This is a genomic window from Mucilaginibacter sp. 22184 (assembly GCF_052045695.1).
In the GTDB taxonomy this organism is placed as follows: domain Bacteria; phylum Bacteroidota; class Bacteroidia; order Sphingobacteriales; family Sphingobacteriaceae; genus Mucilaginibacter.
In genome coordinates, this window is the sequence record NZ_JBQEPI010000002.1 from 477,997 (window position 1) to 497,226 (window position 19,230).

Below are 19,230 nucleotides of genomic sequence, written 5' to 3' on the forward strand. Positions count from 1 at the left end.
TAAGATTTAGGTTTGACCGCTGCTATTTTTAAGCCCGTTGAGCAGCTATTAGCCGCGATCATTTACTATATAAAGGTAAATCATAATTTATCATTTTTCGCAGGTAATTATACCCTTTTACGTACGTAATTTTACGCATAAAGTTGCCTGAACATCAATGCTGATAAGAATATCTAATGGCATACTTAATCCCCCTTGTTTTCAAATACCGTGTTTTCACCTATTGCTGCCGTAAAATATTAGGCAGATATTGATAACAGTATTTAAACATCAAATAAACACCTAAACCATGTCAAAAAAATACTTATCATCGCTGCTTGCGGCTGTTTGCTTAATTACTGTTGTAATTAGTAGTTGTAAAAAAGGTTCGCAAATCACCCCGCCTGAAAAGGATAAATCTGTAGTACAAAACGATGGAACCGAATCTCCGAAACCAAGGGATATAATCTTAAACACCATCCCCGAAACCCAAACTATCCAAAGCGGACAGCCAATTCCGCAAGGGTGGATAATTACGGGCAAATCAGGAAGTAATGTAACCATCACCAAATTTGACGGACTGCCAACAGGTTATCAGCTTACCATTTTAGGCGGACAGGTTACCCCTACCGGGTGGATTGTTACCAACACAACAGCCCTGGGCGATGTTAAAGTAATTACCATGATACAAGGCTACCCTACAGGAACAAAAATCAACATCATAGGCGGTCAGGGCACACCTGCCGGGTGGATTGTTACCAACACCAATGCGCTGGGAAGCATAAAGGAGATCACCATGATACAAGGCTATCCTACGGGAACAAAAATCAACATCATAGGTGGTCAGGTAACCCCTGCCGGGTGGATTGTTACCAACACCGATGCATTGGGAAGTGTAAAGGAAATCACCATGATACAGGGTTATCCTTCGGGCACACAATTAACCATAATCAGCGGCCAGGGTACACCTGTCGGCTGGGTGATCATTTCCAGTACTGGTAATACTGTAGTTATTAAAAAATTATAAATAAAAGCTATTGGCTGAAGCGTAACTGGTATACGCATTTAGCAAAAAGCCCGCCCAGGTGGCGGGCTTTTGTTTTACTTCCGAAGATGCAATTCGGCAAATCACTGCAGCAACCGCGCCTCATATTCCCTGATCAGTTTTTGAGTAGCCCGGTTTCGCCATGCAGTGATCAGCAGCTTTTTCAGATCATCTGGCTTTACAGTTTCCAGCCGTACCGCCATATATTTGTAGTTGCGATAATGATCGGTAATAAAAAAGGTATCAGGATCAATAGCCATCCACTTTTCACGTTCCAGGGTATGCACGGCTACCAAATCGTCTTTTAGCTTTACATTGGCCATTATTTTATTATTTACATAAAATGCGGGATGTTCAAAGTGCATTTTTTCGGTTACCCCCGGCAGCGACAGCAGGGTAGCACGCATAAACTGCATAAAAGTAAACATGTCTGTAGCCATAGTTGATAGAGTCAAGAGGTAAGAGTCAAGAATCAAGATAAGGGTTTCCTGTTAAAAGAAAACATTTTATCCTGACGTTTTTCTTGATTCTTGACTCTTACCCCTTGATTCTCCATTAATACTGTATCGGCAGCGGATTTAAAGTGGTATTCTGGCGCTGATGCCAGTACGGATAAATAGGATCCACATCACTGGCAGCATCCAGTTTTTTAACCTGCTCGATAGTCAGGTTCCAGCCAACAGCTGCCAGGTTTTGTTTCAACTGCTCTTCATTGCGGGCTCCTATAACCAGATTGGCTACGGTTGGTCTTTGTAACAACCAGTTAAGCGATACCTGCGCTACCGATTTACCGGTTTCTTCGGCCACCTCGTCCAACGCTTCAACAATATTGTATAAACGTTCCAGGTTTGTTTCCGGACCATGGCTGCCGCCTTGCGCCCTCCTGTTATCTTGCGGAATAGGCTGCCCCCTGCGATATTTACCGCTTAACTGGCCAGATGCCAGCGGACTCCAAACTATGGTACCCACTTTTTGGTCGATACCCAGCGGCATCAGTTCCCACTCAAACTCACGATCAAGCAATGAATAATAAGCCTGATGGCCAACATACCTGCTCCAACCATAACGCTCAGATACCGAAAGCGATTTCATCAGGTGCCAGCCCGAAAAATTAGAGGCCGCGATATAACGGATCTTACCGCTGGTTACCAGGTCGTCAAGGGCACGCAGGGTTTCTTCAACAGGTGTGGTACCATCAAAACCATGCATATGATAAACATCAATATAATCGGTATTCAGGCGGCGCAGGCTGGCTTCGCATTGCTGAATCAGATGGAAACGAGATGAGCCATAATCGTTGGCTCCATCGCCCATAGTAAAAGTAGCTTTTGACGAGATAAGTACGCGGTTACGCAAACCTTCCAGCGCCTGGCCCAATATTTCTTCTGATAAGCCACGCGAATAAACATTGGCCGTATCAAAAAAGTTAACACCCGCATCCAAACATAAGTTGATCAGCTTTTTAGCCTCATCAACCTGTGTATTTCCCCAGGCTTTAAAAAACTCGTTGCCGCCGCCAAAAGTGGCCGTTCCAAAACTTAATACGGGTACTTTTAATCCCGATGCTCCTAATTGTCTGTATTCCATAGTGTGTGTTTTTGATGCATATGAGGGAAAAGGTTAAGAATCAAGAATAAAAGAGTCAGGAATCAAAATAAAATAAAAATTCAGCGATGATACTGGCCGCCTTCACTTTTGCTCTTGATTCCTGACTCTTTTATTCTTGACTCTCTTCCCCATATATAACAAAGCTAAAACTTATGTGTTTCAACATTAAGTTTCGTACATCATTCATTTGTCATTTGTAGCTATTTTTACCGTAATCCGGAACAACTCTAAATAGCAAATAGGCCATTTACAGGTACCGCTATTGGTTAACTTTGCGCAAAAAATTAACACATGGAGAAAACCAGACTTACCATTAATAATAACGGCTCTGTAAAAGTTGACGGCGATTTTGAAATTGTTGACGCGCAAGGAAATGTATACGGTTTACAAGGCCGCACCGTACTATCTATCTGCCGCTGCGGCCTGTCGGCCAATAAACCATTTTGCGATGGTGCCCACAAAGGTCATTTTGAACATAACGCAATAGCATTTGATCTGCCGCCTAAAAAAGTTTAAAACACAGGTTACATTGATCTGTATACCCGTAAAAGTCTCCGTTTGTATACAACGGGGACTTTTATTTTATACGACTCACCCCGACATCGCTACGCTCGTCACCCCTCTCTCCGCTTCGCGCATAGAGGGGATGAATGGATCAATGATTTTTGATCAAAGAGCAAGGATAAAGAAATAAAGAATCCCAGCAGTCGCTCGGCTCCGGCCCACAGGTGTTGGGAAGAGATAATGTTATCGATCAAGCTCCCCTCTTGAGAGGGGGTGTGTAGACTTGTGCAGTGGCAGGGGTGTGCTCATGAAGCGGAAGGACACACCCCTCCACCCCTCTCAAGAGGGGAATCGCACTGTCTTCCACTCTTTTTCCGTCTTCCCAACACCTGTGGGCCGGAGCCGAGCGACTGCAAATATCTTTGTTCCTTATTACAAAAATCTATGCTCCCATCTTTCCGCCGCAGGCGAAGAGAGTGTGGTCCAGCGAAGCGTAGACCAGGTGAGTCGATACCGCGTTTGATGCTCACAACCATCCTTTTCAGTAGCATTTATTTCTAAACACCACCTGAATTCATCTTTATAAAAAATATGAGCGGTTAAATTGGTAATTTTGCCCTCTTAAATATTTAATACAATTTTTGATGGTGTGGTTTGAAAAATTAAAGCTGAATAAGCAGCTGGTTAGATCGGTAAATGAAGCAGGTTTTACAAACCCTAAAGAATTGCAATTAAAAACGCTTACCCGTATAGTTGGCGGTCAGGATATTATTGCCATAGGTCCAGAGGGAAGCGGCAAAACCACTACTTATGTTCTGGGTGTTTTAAACCGGTTCAATTACGCCCCGGAAGGTGTTCCGCGTGTGTTGATCCTGGTACCAGAAAAAGAACAGGTAATGGCCGTGATTGAACAATTTGAATTGCTCAACAAAAATAAATCCATTTCGATTGTGGGCTTATACGTTGCCCCCGGTATTGAAGCCCAGATGGATGCTTTAGCCGATGGAGCCGACATTGTGGTAGCTACCCCCGACAGGGCAAGAGCCATTTACCTAAAACTGGCGCTTAACCTGAACAAGGTTGATCTTTTGGTAATTGACGATGCCGATCTGATAGTTAAAAAAGGTTTGCAGCTGCCGGTTGTGGAGCTGGCTAATAGTATAGGGCGTGGTCAACACCTGGTATTTACCGAGGTAATGCATAGCCGCCTGGAAAAAATGCTGGAACCTTTCATGAATCAGCCGGCCATCATTGAGGTGGACGAACTGGAAGAACAGCCGCTTCAAACACATCCCCAATTGCTTTATAACGTGCCTAACTTTGGCACCAAGCTCAATTTGCTTAATTTATTCCTGTACGACGAGGAATTGTTCACCAAGACAGTTGTGTTTGTAAACACAAAAGTCACTGCAGATAAACTATATAAAAGCCTTCACTCCCGTTTACGTGATGCGGTAGCTTTTTTGAACCCGCAGTTTTTTGATACCAATGGTTTTAAAAACATCGAAGATTTTAAGACGGCCGAAAATTCAAGGGTTTTGATCGTAACCAATGAAAATAATGAGACTATCGATTTAAGCGGTATCCCATTCCTCATTCATTTTGATCTGCCCCAGGAAAAAGAAACTTTCACGGAGCGCATCATCAATCACGAACCCGACAGTGAACAGGAAACCCTGGCTATTACCTTTGCTACCGATCTGGAACTAAGCCAGGTTAAAAAGATAGAGCAAGCCATCGGCAAAAAGACCCCCACAGCAGAGCTGCCCGAGGAACTGGTTATCGAAAAGGAGATAAAAGCAAAAAAAGAGGAAGCGGATAAAAAACCGGCCAAATCAAACGCCGATGCCCCTGTTGTTGGCGCCGCTTTTCATGAAAAAAAGGCCGCTAATGCAAAAACTTACAACTACAGTTCGGGCCAGAAAGCAAAGATGAACAACAAACGTAAGCACTAAGCCTTTACGCAGCTGGCTATATACAAATCCTCGACCTTTTTACGTGCCCAGGGGGTTTTACGCAAAAATTTAAGGCTTGACGATATGCTGGGGCTATCATGAAAGCAATTAATACGGATACGCTTGTCTAACTCTTCCCACCCAAACCGGGCCAAAAGCTCTTCCAATATTACCTGTAATGTTTTACCGTGCAGCGGATCCTTGCTTTGTTGTTGCATAAGGCAAAAATATGGTTATTGAGCCATTATACATACATGGCCTATTTATTATATACTTTGGCTAAACAACTAACTGCACCTTTACTCTACAATACAACCAGTTATCATTTTCTTGCGTTTAAATAGTCATATGTAAATACTGTTTATTTAAGCGTATTTTAGTAAATTAGATAAACATTTCATGTAATTATTCACTACCAATAAGTCATAATTCATTTGATATAATGAGGGGTTGTAAGCTTTATTTTATTTTACTTTTCCAGGCTATCTCATTATATGTGTTCGCGCAAAAGCCGCCTTTGCATTTTCAGCGCATAGGTAGTCGCTCTAATTTATCAGAACTCAACGTTAATACTATTTTCCAGGGTAGCTATGGTTTTATATGGGTGGGCACCCTTGATGGTTTAAACCGTTTTGACGGTAATAAATTTAAAGTTTTTCAGAACAATATCGCGGATAGCACAAGTCTTAGTAATAACTATGTAACTCATATTGCCGAAGATAAGAACAGAGACCTTTGGATAGCCACTATGGGTGGGGGCCTTAATAAATATGATCGTAAAAAAAACCGGTTTTATCATTATCTGCATAGTAGAAAAACTGCAAATACCGTAGCAAGCAATAACTTAACAGGGCTTGTTTTTGATAAAAAAGGCAATTTATGGATCAGCTACCAGGATGCGGGCTTTGATAAATTCGAGATCGGCAAAAATAAGTTCACCCACTACAAACACAGTGATGCTGATCCTAATACCCTGAGTGATAATAACACCAGAACCATTTATCTCGATAGCCGGAACAATTTATGGATCGGGACAACATCCGGTGGGTTAAGCCGCTTTAATATCCAAACCAAAAACTTTACCTGTTTTAAACACAATGATAAGGTTGCCGGATCGGTATCATCCAATTACATCACCGCTATTTTTGAAGACAGCCACCAACGTTTATGGATAGGTACCTGGGATAACGGCGGTTTAAATTTGTATGACGACCATACAGGCAGTTTTAAAAACTTTAAAAACAGTCCGGGTAACAGCAACTCGCTTTCGGGCAATTACATACAAGCCATTGCCGAAGATAGCGATCAAAACATCTGGGTGGGCATTAATAATGGCGGGATAAGTATATACAATTACGCCGAAAATAAATTTACAAACCACTATCATGATGATATCGACAACACCACTATAGCCAGTAACTCTGTTGATGCCATATTAAAGGATAATATCGGTAATATGTGGGTTGGCACTTTTTCTTCGGGCATTAACCTATACAGAAAAACCACCGAGAACTTTTCATACTACAAACACAGCTCTCTGCCCGAAAGCTTATCAAACAACTATGTATTAAGCTTTTACCAGGATAAAAAAGGCGGTATATGGATTGGCACCGACGGCGGGGGATTAAATTTATTTAACCCTGATAATGGGATTTTCACAACCTACAAACACCGCGAAAACGACAAAAGTGGCATATCCGGGAATTATATTCTGGACATGCAGGACGATGATAACAACAACCTGTGGATAGCCACCTGGGGCAACGGCGTTAGTGTCATGAACATGCAAACCCACCGATTTAAATCATACACCCATAACCCTGATGATAGCAGCAGTTTAGCCGGCAATAACATATACGCCATTACTGCCACACCCGATCATAAAATATGGATAGGTACATTTGGTCAGGGGCTCGACCTGTATAATCCTAAAACCAATAAGTTCATCCACTATAAACATAACCCCAATGATCCTAAAAGCATTAGTGATAACATTATCAATTCATTGTTGGTCGACTCCAAAGGCAATCTGTGGATAGGCACCGGCGAAGGAGGTCTTAACCGTTTTGATCAGCAAACGGGTACTTTTACCTCTTACAAGCATGATGAATCAGCAAACAGCATCAGCAACAACAAAGCGGTCGATCTGTTGGAAGACCTTAACGGTAATATATGGGTATGCACTTTCGACGGACTAAATCGTTTTGATCCCAAAACCGGCCGCTTCACCGTTTTTAAAACAAAAGATGGCCTGCCCAATAATTACACTTATGCTATTAAGGAGGACAATCGTGGCAATCTTTGGATAAGCACCAATAAGGGCATATCCAAATACAACCCCATAACCAAAAAATTCAAAAACTTCACCGTTGACGATGGCTTACAGGCTGATGAATTTAAAGCGAAATCGGCTTTAAAAACCAGGGATGGCCTGCTGTACTTTGGCGGTGTTAACGGCTTTAATGTATTTAACCCCGAAAAGATCGCCTCCTATCACTACAATCCGCCTTTGGTTTTAACCGACTTCCAGATCTTTAATAACTCCATACCGGTAGCTAAAAATGCTCAAGACCCCTCGCCGCTCAAGCAAGATATCACAGTCACCAATGCCATCACTTTACATTACGACCAATCCGTAATTTCATTTGAATTTGTATCGCTGGATTATGCCTTCTTAAACCGTACCGTTTATGCCTATCAATTAGTGGGTTTTGATAAGAGTTGGAATTATGTAGGGCGTAAAACCTCGGCAACCTACACTAATTTACCCGCCGGCCATTACCTTTTTAAAGTAAAAAGCAATAACGGCGATGGTGTATGGTCAACCAGGGAGCTGAATTTGGAGTTAACCGTTCTGCCACCATTTTGGCTAACCTGGTGGTTTATTATCCTGGTAACATTTTTTGTTTTTGCTGTTATATATAGTTTATACCGCTTAAAAGTAAATACTATTGTTAAACAAAAAGCTTTATTGGAGCAACAGGTAACCGAACGTACTGACGAGGTTTTGCAGCAGTCTGAGGAATTAAAAAAACAATCAGTCGATCTGCAGGGGCTCAATGCCGAATTACAGTCGCAATCAGAAGAGCTGCAGGCGCTGAACGAAGAACTACAGGTACAATCTGAAGAATTAGAGCTGCAGCGCCAGCAGGAGCGGCAGGCCCGTAAAGAAGCCGATAAGGCCAACAAAGCCAAAAGCATATTCCTGGCAACCATGAGCCACGAGATACGGACGCCCATGAATGGTGTGATCGGGATGGCTTCACTTTTGAGCGAAACAGAATTAAACCCCGAACAACGGGAATATACCAACACCATTATAGCCAGCGGCGACAACCTGGTGAATGTGATCAATGACATCCTTGATTTTTCAAAAATAGAATCGGGTAAAATGGATATTGAACAGGACGACTTTGACCTGCGTCACTGTATTGAGGAGGTAATGGATCTTTTTTCGCAACAGGCCTCGCAACAAAACCTGGAATTGGTTTACCAGATAGACCCTGCCCTGCCCACACAAATTGTTGGCGACAGCCTCAGGCTTAAACAAGTAATTACCAACCTAACCGGCAACGCTTTAAAATTCACACAAAAAGGTGAGGTATTTATCAAAGTATTCCTATCCAAAACCTTTAAAAATGGCGATATCGAAATAGGTTTTAGTGTGATGGACACCGGGATAGGCATTCCCGACGAAAAGCTCCCGGGTTTGTTCAATGCCTTCTCGCAGGTTGATTCATCAACTACCCGTAAATATGGCGGCACTGGTTTGGGCCTGGTGATCAGCCAGCGCCTGGTAAAACTCATGGGCGGCGAAATATGGGTAGAAAGTGTTCACAACGAAGGGTCTGTTTTTGTATTTACCATCAGGGTGCCTATCAGTAAAAAGCAATCCAAACATATCCCGGTAATCTTAAATCCGGCCGAAATGGAAGGCAAAAGGATTTTGGTGGTTGATGATAATCAGACCAATCGGTTTATCCTGAAAACCCAGTTAGAACAATGGGGAATACTTACCCTATCTGCCGCATCGCCCGTGGAAGCGCTTGACCTTTTATCAGAAGGCGAAAAATTTAACCTGGTGATAACCGATATGCAAATGCCGGATATGGACGGTGTCGACCTGGCGCGGGCCATTAAAAGAAATTATAAAAACCTGCCCGTGATTATGCTGAGTTCCATTGGCGATGGTTCAAAGAAAAAATACCCGGGCTTATTTTCCGCTATACTCACCAAACCTGTTAAACAAAACCAGTTGGGGAAAAGTATACAGGCAGAGTTTCAAAATCAGCCAGCCACAGCTGCCACAGAGCCCAGATCTCCTAAATTATTTGATGAAGACTTCGCAACTGAGTTTCCGATGCGCATTTTGGTGGCTGAAGACAATCTGATCAATCAAAAACTGGTTGATAAGATGCTCACCAAGCTGGGCTACAAATTCATCATGGCGCCAAACGGGCTTGAGGCTTTAAACAAGTTAAAGTTAAACCCAGTTGATGTTATATTTATGGATGTGCAAATGCCCGAAATGGATGGATTTGAAGCTACACGGCACATCCGCAAATACGCCTTTAAACAACCTTATATCATAGCTATGACCGCCAACGCCGGCCCCGAAGACCGCGAGCTTTGTTTAGCAGAAGGCATGGACGATTACATAGCCAAACCCATGAAAACCGAAGATTTGGTAGCAATATTAAAAAAGGCCTATGAAGCTGTGAAAAAAAAGAGTAAGGATAAAGAGAGGTATAGATAAGATAGGGATGTAGTTGCGGTTACAGTAACTAAAAAAGAAATCTCCCCACGCGTCATTGCGAGGAGGAACGACGTGGCAATCCCCTACTTACAGAGAGGCTCTGCCTATAGGGGATTGCCACGCTGCGCTCGCAATGACGTGAGGGCGATAATTTTATTCCCCCACTCCTAGTTCCTGCATTAATTTCACTAACTTCTCCTTCACTTCGGCCAATTCATTTTCCAGCTGGCTTACTCGGGCTTCCAGACCGCTGGTTGAGCGGCTGCCTACTTCTTCGATGTCATCATCATCGCTTATTTCAGGTGTACCGCCTAATAAATGAGCATAACGGGCTTCTTTTTGCCCGGGGCGTTTGGGCAATTGCACTACGTAAGGTAAAGTCGGGTCGGCCAGTTTCTCCAGCATTTCCTGCACTTCTTCTATCGTTTCAAATTCATATAGCCTGCCCGAGTTGGTATTCAATTCACCAGGCGTTTGTGGCCCTCGTAATATCAGCAGGCAAAGCAAAGCCACCTCGGCAGGTATCACCGGGAAAACAATAGCAAAATTATGTTTGTATTTGATGTTACGGATAGAGCCGCCGGTAACGGTCGAGATCAGTCCGCGTCTTTTAAGCGTATTTAATGTTTCGGTAACCGTGCCTTCATCGTAATTCACAACGGGCTTACGCGATGTTTTCTGGTTACAGGCCGCGGTTAAGCCATTCAGCGTCATGGGATAATAATCGGGCGTGGTTTTGCTTTTTTCCATCAGCGAGCCCAACACGCGCAGCTCTGTAGCATTAAGTACCGGTAAAGTTTGGGGTGAATCCATGGCTAAATATAAGCAGCTTTTTATAGCCGCAAAATTTTAACGATTATTTTTAAACACGTTGCGTTAAGCAAACATAAAATTTGGCTTAAATCCGTTACTTTGTATTTACATGTCATTATTCATCACATCACTAAATTCGGGCAGTAACGGCAATTGCTATTACGTAGGGAACGAGCGGGAGGCTATATTGGTTGATGCCGGCATATCATGCCGCGAAACTGAAAAACGCATGGCCCGCCTGGGCTTATCCATGCAAAAGGTAAAAGCCATATTTGTATCGCATGAGCACTCAGATCATATCCGCGGCATACCCGTGCTGGCCAAAAAGTTCAATTTGCCGGTATACATTACCCCTGGTACCCTTTTGCATTTAGGCAACAGTGTAGATGCACAACAGGTACATCACCTGCGGGAGTTTGAAACCGTGAATATCGGTGAATTGCAGGTTACCTCGTTTCCCAAAGAACATGATGCCACCGAACCGCATAGCTTTTTTGTGAGCTGCCGCGATATCAACGTAGGTATATTTACCGATATTGGCGTAGTGTGCGACAGGCTCATCCGCTACTTTAGCCAGTGCCATGCCGCTTTCCTGGAAGCCAATTACGATGACGATATGCTGGATAACGGCGGCTATCCCTACCATCTTAAACGGCGCATCCGCGGCGGCAAGGGTCACCTGTCAAATAAACAGGCACTGGCCTTATTTACTACGCACCGGCCCGCACACATGACCCACTTACTGCTCTCCCACTTATCGCACAATAACAACAACCCCAAACTGGTTGAAGATTTGTTTATGGCCTGTGCCGAAGGCATCCATGTGGTTGTAGCCTCCCGGTTTGAAGAAACCCCGGTTTATCATATTGGCGAGATGGACAAAATAACATCATTTGCCGGACAGCTTGATCTTGGATTTAATAATTAGTTTAAGTAGTTAGTATCAAGACATTGGAAATACCCTTTTGTCATGCTGAACGGAGTGAAGCATCTATTATGCTATATGCCTATTTACGAATAGATCCTTCGTTCCTCAGGATGACAAACTTTTCAGGTTACCTCGCTCCCGCGAGATTAGCGCAGCGTATCTCGTGGGTGGCATGTGGCAAGCTTCCAGCTTGCTTCAGCTGAAAGCTGAAAACATGTGTACCTCTAGCCGCAAGCTCGCGGCAGCGGTGTATCAAGTATCACGATTTAAAAGCTGAGAACTACCTTTTGTCATGCTGAATGCAGTGAAGCATCTATTATGCTATATGCCTATTTACGAATAGATCCTTCGTTCCTCAGGATGACAAACTTTTTAGGTTACAGATATATGCAAAATCGTGGTAATCTTTTAATCCCTTCAATCACGGTTCAGACAAAGTCTTGATACTTGATACTAACTACTTGATACTAAAGAACCCTATCGCCTCACCCGCATAAACATCATAAACAGCATTTCATACAGCTCCGGATGTTTGTGTTTGAGTTCTTCGGGTTTCTGAAAAAAATATTCAGCGGCTACGGCAAAAAACTCGGCTTCGCTGGTGGCAGCATAGGGGTTGATGTCTGACCGGCCTTCCTCTATTTTATGGATCTCGTGGTGGATCATTTTTAACCAGGGCAGCACATAATCATGCGCCAGCAGGTTTTCGGGGATGCCATCAGTAGCACCGTCAGATTTATCCAGCAGGTGTACAAACTCATGTATAGCGGTATTCTCTTTACCAGCCGAACGCGAAAAACCCTTGGTAAGGGCCGCCCGCGACAAGATCATTTGTCCGTTCATGTAGCCCGAACCCACCATGCCCATGATATTCCGGCCTTCGCCCTCAAACTGAAACTCAGTATCAAAAGTATCAGGATAGAGTATTACATTGGTGAGATTACTGTACCGCCAGTTATCCAGCCTGAAAATGGGGATCACCGCGCTCGACGCGATCATTACGCGGTCAATATCTTCAATAGCTGTGCCTACCCCTTCTATGGTAATACCTTCCTGAAAGCCAATTACCTTTTGCTCAAATAAAAGTTTATCAGTATTGTTCAGGGCCTGATAAAACGGTATATATCTTTCCAGGATGGCCTTATAAACCGTATTGGCGGGTGTCTTTTTCAGCTTACTCTTTTTAGTCGAAAAGTAGTATCCGATAATGGCAACAACAACAAGCAGGAATATAATGGTTGGTATCATAAGGGTAAAAAATCAACGGAATCAACGGAATCAATGTAATCATTCACATCAATGGTCAAATATCAGCATTAAATCAGGTAAAACAATACCATTATAAGGGCCGCTACCAGCGTATTTAAAAAATTCACCGCGTTATTGCCTATGTATCCCCGGCGTTCCAATAAGGCGCCCAGTACCGAATCGGTTAAATTACCTATAGTTCCGGCAACAATAAGCCAGATCAGGCTGTTGTTCCACCCAAAGCCAACGGCATAAACTACGGCTATCACCAAACTGCCGCCAATACCCATTAAAGTACCTTCTAAACTAATCACGCCATCCAATCCACGCTGATCGGGTTTCAGGGTAATAATATTGAAAAAACGACGGCCATAAACCGTGCCCAGTTCGGATGACAGTGTATCGGCCGTTGCCGATGCAAAGCTTGCGGCCATCATCAACACCCATAAGGAGTTATAAGCAGGGAACGATAAAACCAGGATCCCGGTAATGGCCCCCACACCCGCGTTGGCCAATACCTGCGCTGCGCTTCGGCCGCCCTGATGTTCTTTAATATCGCCAAAACTTTGCTTTTTGTGTTTCTGCCAGGAAGTAGCCGCCGAACCTAAAATAAAAAAGATGGTCATCATGGCTACACCCGTATATCCCGCCCCGGCAAAAACCAGGCAGGCCACACCCGCGCCCGTGATGGCTGCTACCGGTGTTAGCTTACGGGCCGATATGCTGTAAACAACGCCCGCGATAAGGATAAGTACCAGTAAACCGTAATGAGCCATGATAGAATCAAGAAATTAAGAGTCAGGAATCAAGAGGCAAAAGTCGAGAATCAGGAGACAAGAACCAAGAAATTAAAAGTCAGGAATCAGAAGAGACAAGAACCAGGATGCACGAGCCAAGACACACCAGTTTTTTATTAGTGTTCAGGTTAATATCAATTTCTCCGCGTTTTTTATGATTCTTGTCTCTTGATTCTTGTCTCTTGATTCTTGTCTCTCTTGTCTCTTGACTCTTTCTTACTATTTTTGCGCCGAATGAAAGATATATTAGGACAGGCCATACATGATCATTATCATCAGCAACAGGAGCATCAGCTCTGGATCAATAACCAGTATGGCCCGCGCGAGGAGATGCCGGTAGAGGCCTATTTCCGTGAGGAAGACGATATGCCCGATCTGGAATGGCTGGCCTTAAACGAGTGCCGGGGCGACGTACTGGATATCGGTGCAGGTGCGGGCGCGCACGTATTGATATTGCAGGATCGCGGTTTCGAAGTTACCGCCCTGGATATATCCAAACTGGCATCAGACATCATGAAAGCGCGCGGAGTTAACAAAGTACTTACCGCCGATATTTTTGAATATCAGGAGCAGCAATACGATACCTTGCTGTTGCTGATGAACGGTATTGGCCTCACGGGTACCCTGCTAAAGCTGAAAACCTTTTTACAGCATGTAAAGCAATTGCTTAAACCAGGCGGGCAGCTTTTGTTCGATTCTTCTGACATTGCCTATTTGTACGAGGGTAAGCTTCCCGAAAACGGACCATACTATGGCGAAATTCAATACCAGTATCAATACAACCAGCAAAAAACCGACTGGTTCCCCTGGCTGTACATCGACGAACAAACCCTCACTACCATCGCCCAGGAAATGGGCTATAACATGGAAGTACTGCTCGAAGACGAGTTTAAACAATATCTGGTAAGACTTACTTTAAAATAAATATTAGCACCGTGCCCTATTGCGGCTTTTGAAAGTTTTCGGTATATTTAGGAATATCCAACCGTCAGCCCTGCTTGTTTGAAAAACATAAGCAGGGCTGTTTAATTAATGGCAAAAAAGGCTTTAAAAAGCAGTTATTTTCACATAAAAAACTAAAAATCAATACATTAAAACTTTTTAAACTTTTCAAAACCCGTCAAAAATTTGTTAAAAAGTGTTAAAATGGGTAGCTCAGTAACGTTTTTAGGCCTTTTTGGTACCATTTTGGCCCAATTTTGATCAGAAAAGTGTTAAAATAAAGGTTTAAAAAGTTTGGGACTGTTTGAATTTCATAAGTTTGGTTTCGAAGCGACTAAAAGATGGAATGATAAATTGATCCGGAACCGGAACGAAGATTTTGACAGTCGGGAAACCTTAGGCTTATTCCGTTTTTCTATCTTTAAAAAGTTTTTGTCTTACGCCATGAAAAAAACCATCGACCATATACTGGAAGCCCGCGAGAAAAAAATAACCGAGGAAGATGTTGTGTTACAGCCCCTGCCTCATCAGCAATTCCGCTTTGCCAACCCTTTTATTGTTTTGCACCATATGAGGCCGCTTGTTATTAAACCAGGACAGGCTTCAAGGATACATCCCCACCCGCATCGCGGTTTTAGCCCATACACCATTATGCTGCAGGGCGAAGGTTACCACCGGGATAATGCAGGCAATGATAAAATGATCAAAGCAGGCGATGTACAGCAAATGTTCGCCGGTAAAGGCATTTTACACAGTGAGGGCCCTACCCCGGAGCTTTTAAAGACCGGCGGCACACAGGAGCTTATACAACTCTGGATAAATGCCCCCAAAGCCAATAAATGGGACGAACCTTTTTACCAGGCCGCTACTAAAGAACAGCAACCAAAAGTATTAGAGGACGATGACCTGAGTTTCCGCCTGCTAAGCGGCGACTATGAAGGTAAAACCGGACCTATTAAAAATTTCACACCAGTGATCTCCATAGTTGGCGAAATAGCTGCGGGCAAAACAGCCCATTTTACCGCGACGCCAGGTTACTGGACCTTGCTATATCTTATCCATGGAGATGTGGAGATAAACGATACAGCGGTGTCTGCTCATAACCTTATCGTATTCAGTAAAGAAAATGAGGATATCGCCGTAACAGCTGCTACCGATGCGCAGGTATTATACCTGTCGGCAGAACCAATTGAAGAACCTGTTGCCGCTAAAGACAACTTTGTCATGAACACACCCGAAGAAAACGAACAGGCCATTGCCGACTATAAGAATGGCCTGTTCGGGACTTTAAGTTTTTAACCAGGTAATATATTTTCGGTATTTACCGGGATACTATCATACTTGTCATAAAGCTTTAAAAATTTATGTGGGTCGATAGGTTGTTCGGTGAGTATTTCTTTTAAACCCAAAAAGAAACCTTCCCGGCTTTGGCCCGGGTTAAATATCAATGTCGCTGTAACATCCAGATCGGTTGTATTGCGAAAACCATGAGGCGTAAATCGGGGAATGTAAACTACCGAACCCTCAACGGCATCTATCATCTTGTCTGATAGCTGAATGGTTAGGGTGCCTTTGTTTACAATAAAGGTTTCGTCCATAAACCGATGATAATGCAGCTGTGCACCGACGGTACTGGGGCCCAGCACAATTTCATATACCCCCATTTGGTTATTCGATAATTCGCTGGTTACTTTAAGCGTGATCCTGCTATTTTCAATAGCTAACACCTCCCCCTCGCCAGGGTTAAAAACCACGGCTTCGTTCTTTAATACGTCGGTGTAATGATTGGTTATTTCAGCATGCATAGTATGGAGTATTAAGCCTGAGTTTTAACTGCATAATTCAAATACCAACCGAAACCAAAGCGATCGGTGATTACGCCAAAGGCCCCCCAGGGAGTATCTTGTAATGGCGAAATAAACCGAGCTTCGGCAGAAAGCCTTTCAAAAAAGGTTTTAACCTCTTCTTTGTTTTCGCTGTTAATACATAAATAAACAGTATTGCCCTGGGTGATACCTTCGGGTTCAGTCAATTCAGAGGCCAACAAGATGATACCGCCGCTAATTAGGCTGGCATGCATAATGGATTCTGATGCTTCGGGGGGCATAAACTCGGCCATTGGCGAGTTGCCAACGGTTTGCAGGGTTAGTTCCCCGTCAAAACAATTTTTATAGAAAGCCATCGCTTCGCGACAGTTTCCATTAAATTTTAGATAGGCATTGATCTGTGTCATGATAATTTGCTTTTGTTTAAAACAAATTTCCATAACCACCTGAGTAAAAACATTTACAAATGTTGAGACATCATAAAAATTTATAATTCGGCCCGGATACGGCTTAACTGTGTGGGAGTTATACCCAGGTATGCTGCTACTTCATGCTGCTTTAACCTGGGCTCCAATGTGGGGTAATCTTTTAAAAATTGAATATACCTGGTTTTGGCCGTATCAGACCGGAAAGCTATTTCCAATGGCTCTTTTTCAATGATCCAATGCAATTCCATGTACCGGATATACATAGCCGCTATGTCGCTGTATTTTTCTGTTAGTTCTTTAAACTCGTTAAAGTTATACTCCAGCACCACGCTTGGTTCCAGCGCCTTAATGGTAAACATGCTTGGCCCCTTTAATAACAAGGCGCTGGTTGAGGCCACAAAATATCCTTCGGGGAAAAATCGCTTGATGATAGTATCGCCATCTTCAGAAGTGTAGCTTTGTGCAAACAGCCCTTCGCCAACAAAGGCAACAGCCCGGGGGATCTGTCCCTCCGCTAAAAAAAGTTCATTTTTGCTGTATACCTTTCTTTTTAAACCCTTCTCCCAGGCTATCCGGCTTTCATCTGATAGCCTGGTATAGTTGTTTATCCTTTGCCAAAATTTTTCCAGTATATCTTCCAATGTTCAACTTCTAAAGTTAAACACCAAGATAAACTTTATATTTTTATTATGGCAACCAGCCTCCTTATTTGGCTTTGCGTATGTAGATATTACCGTTCATATTTTTCATCAGCATTTCCGGACCGCCACCATCAATTTTACCATAAACCCAATCGTCAATTTTGAGGCTGTACATACCGTTTTTATTGGTTTTTGTAACCGCCGGTTTCTGCACGGTATTCACTACATCAAAGTCGGTATAAATATCCCCGCGATCTGATTTGAGCTTAACATTCGCCTTTAGTGTGATCGGGAATGTTACATCTACATTGCCATTCAATGTAGTGAAAGCCATGGCTGCTTTAGGATCAATAGATCTGAACGCAACCGTCACATCACCATTAATGGTATTGGCCACTACAGAACCAGAAACACGCGTTAGTTTAATATAACCATTCACATTAATGACCTCCAGTTCACCGCTTACATTGGAGAGATTTATATTACCGTCATTCACGGTAGATAACTTTAGTTTAGCGCCATTGCGGGGCACTTTAATAGTTAAATTAACCAACTTGCCGGCACTTCCACCTACATTCACTTCATTATTTTTTTCTTCGGCTGTGATATCCAGGTTATTGGTGCCTATCAGGCGTTTCATGCCGTTACCTTCTTCTTTAACATGACCACGCCTGTCCTCTCCCTGGGCATCTATTACAATGTCTTTACCTTCATAACCAGTCACTGTAATTGATCCCCGTACCAGGCCCGCGCTTAGTTTATAGGGTTTACCCGGGTCGCTCAACGGAACAACCAATTGCGTGGAACCGCTTTGCGCCCAACCACGCGTGTTTAATAGTAAAACGGTTAAGAGTACTCCTGTAATTTTTATAGCTTTTATCATTTTCATGTCGTTCAATTTATTATTGTTTTTTAATATAGATATCCCCGTTGAGGGTTTCAAACTTGAATAATTTACCGCCTGCCCCTATCCTCACATGGGAGTTTTTGCTGAGCTTGTAAGTGGTACCCTTACTATTTTTTGACTGGGTTGTGATTACCTTACTGGGCATTACTTCCGCATTAGGAAAGTCGGTATAAAACTGCCCGTTCATGCTTTTAAATTCCAAATCAGCAGCCAGATTTGCAGGGTACGTGATCTTCACCTCCCCATTTATCGTTTTATAGGATGATGCATCTACAGGAATTTTCAAATAACTGGCCGTTACCGCACCGTTAACTGTATGCGCATCCGTTGGACCTTTTGCGTTTGCAATATCAATCGGTCCGTTTACATTACTTACTTTTAGTACCCCGTACACATCCTTAACAGTAATATGCCCGTCATTTACGGTGGATATGCGCAAATCGGAGTTATATGGTACTTTTACGGTAAACTCAAGAGTATATTTATACTCAATATGTCGGTATTCATCCCTGTTATACCAGCGATGTGGCCTTGAATCATGGGGTTCGGCTATGTAGGCCATTACCGTATCCTGTTTCTGATCGAACCCGAGCTTAAACTCTTTTTTTCCCTGCTCCAATGTCGTCTGGTCATCGGCCGAAATAGTTTCATCAATCTCCATGATCACCTTATCGCCCGAGTAGCCCTCTACATTAATGGAGCCGAAGATATTGTAAATAGCCACTACCCCTTTTTGCTGTGTAAACTGCTTGCTCACATGCTGCTTAAATTCCTGGGCCGAGGCCGAAAATTGGGCAAAACAGAGCCCTGCTCCCGCCAAAACGGGGATCCATAATTTTTTCATAAATTGGTT

18 protein-coding genes are annotated in these 19,230 nt (G+C 43.2%); 7 read left to right on the forward strand and 11 right to left on the reverse strand.

The annotated features are described in order from the left end of the window. The first annotated feature begins 289 nt into the window (after nucleotides 1–289). Nucleotides 290–1,006 (forward strand): hypothetical protein, encoded by a 717-nt coding sequence (locus ACTJKG_RS07020; RefSeq protein ID WP_172333048.1) that lies wholly within the window; start codon nucleotides 290–292, stop codon nucleotides 1,004–1,006. A gap of 101 nt (nucleotides 1,007–1,107) precedes the next feature. On the opposite strand, the gene ACTJKG_RS07025 is transcribed toward ACTJKG_RS07020, so the two are convergent. Both ACTJKG_RS07025 and ACTJKG_RS07030 read right to left on the reverse strand, forming a co-directional pair. After that, entirely contained in the window at nucleotides 1,108–1,464 is a 357-nt protein-coding gene (locus ACTJKG_RS07025) for an MmcQ/YjbR family DNA-binding protein (RefSeq protein ID WP_172333047.1), read from the reverse strand. A gap of 115 nt (nucleotides 1,465–1,579) precedes the next feature. Beyond that, nucleotides 1,580–2,611 (reverse strand): aldo/keto reductase, encoded by a 1,032-nt coding sequence (locus ACTJKG_RS07030; protein ID WP_172333046.1) that lies wholly within the window; start codon nucleotides 2,609–2,611, stop codon nucleotides 1,580–1,582. A 312-nt stretch (nucleotides 2,612–2,923) separates the two neighbouring features. On the opposite strand from ACTJKG_RS07030, the gene ACTJKG_RS07035 reads away from it, so the two are divergent. Beyond that, the gene (locus tag ACTJKG_RS07035; protein WP_172333045.1) at nucleotides 2,924–3,148 is read left to right on the forward strand and encodes a CDGSH iron-sulfur domain-containing protein; all 225 of its coding nucleotides are present in this window, start codon (nucleotides 2,924–2,926) and stop codon (nucleotides 3,146–3,148) included. Between the two features lie 632 nt (nucleotides 3,149–3,780). After that, nucleotides 3,781–5,091 carry a DEAD/DEAH box helicase gene (locus tag ACTJKG_RS07040; RefSeq protein WP_216650432.1) on the forward strand — a complete coding sequence of 437 codons (1,311 nt, stop codon included), beginning with the start codon at nucleotides 3,781–3,783 and terminating at the stop codon, nucleotides 5,089–5,091. Here ACTJKG_RS07040 and ACTJKG_RS07045 read toward each other — a convergent pair. After that, the gene (locus tag ACTJKG_RS07045; RefSeq protein WP_172333044.1) at nucleotides 5,088–5,309 is read right to left on the reverse strand and encodes a VF530 family DNA-binding protein; all 222 of its coding nucleotides are present in this window, start codon (nucleotides 5,307–5,309) and stop codon (nucleotides 5,088–5,090) included. The two genes, ACTJKG_RS07040 and ACTJKG_RS07045, sit on opposite strands and share 4 nt — an antisense overlap. Before the next feature lie 224 nt (nucleotides 5,310–5,533). Between ACTJKG_RS07045 and ACTJKG_RS07050 the strand changes: the two genes are divergently transcribed. After that, nucleotides 5,534–9,847 (forward strand): two-component regulator propeller domain-containing protein, encoded by a 4,314-nt coding sequence (locus ACTJKG_RS07050; protein ID WP_440738760.1) that lies wholly within the window; start codon nucleotides 5,534–5,536, stop codon nucleotides 9,845–9,847. A 153-nt stretch (nucleotides 9,848–10,000) separates the two neighbouring features. Here ACTJKG_RS07050 and ACTJKG_RS07055 read toward each other — a convergent pair whose 3' ends face one another. Then, on the reverse strand, nucleotides 10,001–10,660 hold the full coding sequence (locus ACTJKG_RS07055; protein WP_440738761.1) for a YceH family protein: 660 nt from the start codon (nucleotides 10,658–10,660) through the stop codon (nucleotides 10,001–10,003). Between the two features lie 109 nt (nucleotides 10,661–10,769). Between ACTJKG_RS07055 and ACTJKG_RS07060 the strand changes: the two genes are divergently transcribed. Then, nucleotides 10,770–11,588 carry an MBL fold metallo-hydrolase gene (locus tag ACTJKG_RS07060; RefSeq protein WP_172333041.1) on the forward strand — a complete coding sequence of 273 codons (819 nt, stop codon included), beginning with the start codon at nucleotides 10,770–10,772 and terminating at the stop codon, nucleotides 11,586–11,588. A gap of 477 nt (nucleotides 11,589–12,065) precedes the next feature. Here the strand turns inward: ACTJKG_RS07060 and ACTJKG_RS07065 are convergent, their stop codons facing one another. Both ACTJKG_RS07065 and ACTJKG_RS07070 read right to left on the reverse strand, forming a co-directional pair. Continuing rightward, a complete protein-coding gene (locus tag ACTJKG_RS07065; protein ID WP_172333040.1) occupies nucleotides 12,066–12,836 on the reverse strand; it encodes a zinc-dependent peptidase in 771 nt (256 codons plus the stop codon). Nucleotides 12,837–12,904: 68 nt separating this feature from the next. Continuing rightward, nucleotides 12,905–13,612: a DUF92 domain-containing protein gene (locus ACTJKG_RS07070; protein WP_172333039.1), complete on the reverse strand. Its 708-nt coding sequence runs from the start codon at nucleotides 13,610–13,612 to the stop codon at nucleotides 12,905–12,907. Nucleotides 13,613–13,867: 255 nt separating this feature from the next. Here ACTJKG_RS07070 and ACTJKG_RS07075 point away from each other — a divergent pair, with 255 nt between their 5' ends. Together ACTJKG_RS07075 and ACTJKG_RS07080 are read left to right on the forward strand one after the other, a co-directional pair. Next, a complete protein-coding gene (locus ACTJKG_RS07075; RefSeq protein WP_172333038.1) occupies nucleotides 13,868–14,557 on the forward strand; it encodes a class I SAM-dependent methyltransferase in 690 nt (229 codons plus the stop codon). A 312-nt stretch (nucleotides 14,558–14,869) separates the two neighbouring features. Beyond that, nucleotides 14,870–15,874, forward strand: coding sequence for a pirin family protein (locus ACTJKG_RS07080; RefSeq protein ID WP_440738762.1), 1,005 nt, complete (start codon nucleotides 14,870–14,872; stop codon nucleotides 15,872–15,874). On the opposite strand, the gene ACTJKG_RS07085 is transcribed toward ACTJKG_RS07080, so the two are convergent. The 5 genes from ACTJKG_RS07085 to ACTJKG_RS07105 all read right to left on the reverse strand — a co-directional run bounded on the left by ACTJKG_RS07085 (nucleotide 15,871) and on the right by ACTJKG_RS07105 (nucleotide 19,221). After that, complete coding sequence (locus tag ACTJKG_RS07085) at nucleotides 15,871–16,380, reverse strand: cupin domain-containing protein (protein WP_440738763.1); 510 nt, start codon at nucleotides 16,378–16,380, stop codon at nucleotides 15,871–15,873. The two genes, ACTJKG_RS07080 and ACTJKG_RS07085, sit on opposite strands and share 4 nt — an antisense overlap. A gap of 11 nt (nucleotides 16,381–16,391) precedes the next feature. After that, on the reverse strand, nucleotides 16,392–16,808 hold the full coding sequence (locus ACTJKG_RS07090; protein WP_440738764.1) for a VOC family protein: 417 nt from the start codon (nucleotides 16,806–16,808) through the stop codon (nucleotides 16,392–16,394). 80 nt (nucleotides 16,809–16,888) lie between these two features. Beyond that, nucleotides 16,889–17,470 carry a Crp/Fnr family transcriptional regulator gene (locus tag ACTJKG_RS07095; protein WP_440738765.1) on the reverse strand — a complete coding sequence of 194 codons (582 nt, stop codon included), beginning with the start codon at nucleotides 17,468–17,470 and terminating at the stop codon, nucleotides 16,889–16,891. Between the two features lie 64 nt (nucleotides 17,471–17,534). Next, on the reverse strand, nucleotides 17,535–18,359 hold the full coding sequence (locus ACTJKG_RS07100; protein ID WP_440738766.1) for a DUF4097 family beta strand repeat-containing protein: 825 nt from the start codon (nucleotides 18,357–18,359) through the stop codon (nucleotides 17,535–17,537). 13 nt (nucleotides 18,360–18,372) lie between these two features. Further along, nucleotides 18,373–19,221: a DUF4097 family beta strand repeat-containing protein gene (locus ACTJKG_RS07105; protein WP_440738767.1), complete on the reverse strand. Its 849-nt coding sequence runs from the start codon at nucleotides 19,219–19,221 to the stop codon at nucleotides 18,373–18,375. Nucleotides 19,222–19,230 lie beyond the last annotated feature (9 nt).